2 protein-coding genes and 1 rRNA gene are annotated in these 2,429 nt (G+C 39.2%); 2 read left to right on the top strand and 1 reads right to left on the bottom strand.

Going from position 1 to position 2,429, the window contains the following annotated elements; all coding sequences use genetic code 11:
* Positions 1 to 526 precede the first annotated feature (526 nt).
* Complete coding sequence (locus tag ACTWQL_RS24755; RefSeq protein WP_443145007.1) at positions 527 to 883, bottom strand: YgzB family protein; 357 nt, start codon at positions 881 to 883, stop codon at positions 527 to 529.
* Between the two features lie 156 nt (positions 884 to 1,039).
* Between ACTWQL_RS24755 and ACTWQL_RS24750 the strand changes: the two genes are divergently transcribed.
* Positions 1,040 to 1,909 carry a nucleotidyltransferase-like protein gene (locus ACTWQL_RS24750; RefSeq protein ID WP_443145006.1) on the top strand — a complete coding sequence of 290 codons (870 nt, stop codon included), beginning with the start codon at positions 1,040 to 1,042 and terminating at the stop codon, positions 1,907 to 1,909.
* A gap of 420 nt (positions 1,910 to 2,329) precedes the next feature.
* Positions 2,330 to 2,429 (top strand): 16S ribosomal RNA (locus ACTWQL_RS24745); the annotation flags it as partial.

Raw genomic sequence — 2,429 nt, 5'->3', positions numbered from 1 at the left:
TCCACCGTTATGATAGGTTACGCTTACGGATCTTATTACATCATAAAAATAAAGAATTGGATTTTCAAGTAGGTTAAGGGATAGGAGCAAGAACTCCTACCCCAACATTTGACGTAGAACCTTTTTTGTAGAGCTAAGCAAATCAGGCTGTATTGGAAGATAAGCAGCGAAACGAAAATCTTACGGACACCAGAGCCCTTATATGTGGTCATCTCCCATTTTTTGGACCTAACGGACACCAGCGCTCTTATTTACCTGAATTAGCTGAAAAAACATGCTGTTTTGATAAAATAGCGTCTCTCCTGTCCGTTAGATCGCAAAAATACTTTGATTTGTCCCAAATAAGGTCTTGTGTGTCCGTTAGAACAGCGATCCTATCAGGCTTAATAAAAAACATCTTAGTTTTCTGAGAAACTTCCCATAACTAGAAGAAGCTAGGCTCAGTATTCACCAATGGCTAGGCTTCACCAAGTATTAAACCTCAATCAAAAAGAAAAAGTGACCCCTTTTTGAAGGTCACTTTTCATCAATCCTCTTTCTTTTTCCTGTTGTATTCCTCACTGAATTCAATACCCTCGAGTGATGGATCCATTGTTAACGGCTGCTTGCAGAACATGCATGCATCGACCCTTCCAAGTACCTTTGTCACCTTATGACAGTTCGGACATTCCACCTGGACCGCCTTCGTTGAAAGCATCCCTATCCATATATATACCGCGGCACTTGATAATGTCGCTAAAAATCCGATCAACATGAAAATCGTCATCACTGTAAAACTTGCTTTAAAATAAAGTCCAAGGTACATTATGATAATGCCGATGAACACTAGGCTCAGGGCAAACGTTCTAATTTTATTGATTTTACTTGTATATTTCAATTCCATAATATACATTCCTCCTTCAGACAGTATAGCAAATATATACATCGAAATCATGAACAATCTTTTAACATTTCATAATCTTAGAGGAAAAATCAATATGATATTGAATAGTGTAAATTGGAACGTACAACGGACATTCGCACAGGAGATGATTGAACAATGGAAGATATCTTACGGCCACTCTATCAGGAAAGAGCAAGTCGTGAAGAAACATTAGGCGTACTATTAATAGAAAAAAATAAAAAGTTCAGCCCTTCTACCGATCACTTTGATGTGATTTTATTCATTATTGTTGAACAAGCTGATTCACCTTGGCAAGTAAAGCATTATGAATTTGAAGATAAAAAGGCAGCCCTGCACGTCGTAACCCTGCACCAGCTGAATCAATGGTTGATGCTTGGTTCTCATCGCCGTGTGGTTGATTGGGTCGTGAACGGGAAGGTCTTATTCGATCGGAATGAATTTGTGGAATCTCTTAAGTCCCGGATAAACGATTTTCCAATTGCTGAACGTAAGAAGAAAATCGGAATGGAATTTGCCAAATTGGTTCGCAGATTCTCTGATGGTAAAGAGCTGTATCATGCTGGCCACTATTTGGATGCATACAACAATATCATCCATGCGCTTCATCATCTTGCACGTCTTTCTGTCATTGAACATGGTTTCTATCCAGAAGTCACCGTGTGGAATCAGGTGAAACAAATTGAACCTGAAATCTATAAGTTATATGAAGAACTTACTTCCAGTGATGAACCAATCAACAAACGGATTGAATTGTTGATCTTAGCAAACGAATTCTCCATGTCGGCTAAAACTGAACTTGGATCACAACACCTCAAAGACATCATGAATACGAGGGAAGGAGCATGGTCGTTTTATCAATTGATGGTTCATCCTGAAATGCAGGATTATAAAATCGACTTAGGCGCGGTAATCGAGCATTTGATCGAGAAGGAATACATCCATGTCATTCGACAGGATACGAAGGGAATAGGGATCTTTCATAGGACGTATCAATTTAAAAACTAATTGCAAATAAGTTATTGACACTAAAATTTGTGCATGGTATATTATATCTCGTCGCTGCGAAAGCGGCGGGATTTTTCTTCAAAAAAAGTCGTTGACATCAGGGCTTACAGATGATATTCTATAAAGGTCGCTGTTAAAGACATCGACAACAAAAAACTTCAAGAAAAGACAGCGTTTTTCCGCTGATCATTGAAGTAATCAGCTCTTTGAAAACTGAACAAAAGCCAAGCGTGAAACGGGTTTTTTATAAGAACCCTGATCAATTTTTAAGTTTTACATTTAATGAGCAATCAAACGATGCTCAAAAAATTTAGTAGCAAGAAGTTCGAGGAAGCAAGGAAGGTGAACACCGGATAGTACCAAGATGTACTTGAGGATGTGAACCGACGATGTTGACAACGAAATTCGATGCTAATCAATTTTTTGGAGAGTTTGATCCTGGCTCAGGACGAACGCTGGCGGCGTGCCTAATACATGCAAGTCGAGCGGACCAACGAGGAGCTTGCTCCTCAGAGGTCAG

Source organism: Pseudalkalibacillus sp. R45 (genome assembly GCF_052246725.1).
Classification (GTDB): Bacteria; Bacillota; Bacilli; order Bacillales; family Fictibacillaceae; genus Pseudalkalibacillus.
The sequence above is the reverse complement of the archived record's forward strand: the minus strand, read 5'-3'. Positions and strand labels throughout refer to the sequence as shown.

Excerpts from the sequence above, each read along its gene's own strand:
- ACTWQL_RS24755 (WP_443145007.1), bottom strand. The coding sequence starts at position 883 with ATGGAATTGAAATATACAAGTAAAATCAATAAAATTAGAACGTTTGCC.
- ACTWQL_RS24750 (WP_443145006.1), top strand. The coding sequence starts at position 1,040 with ATGGAAGATATCTTACGGCCACTCTATCAGGAAAGAGCAAGTCGTGAA.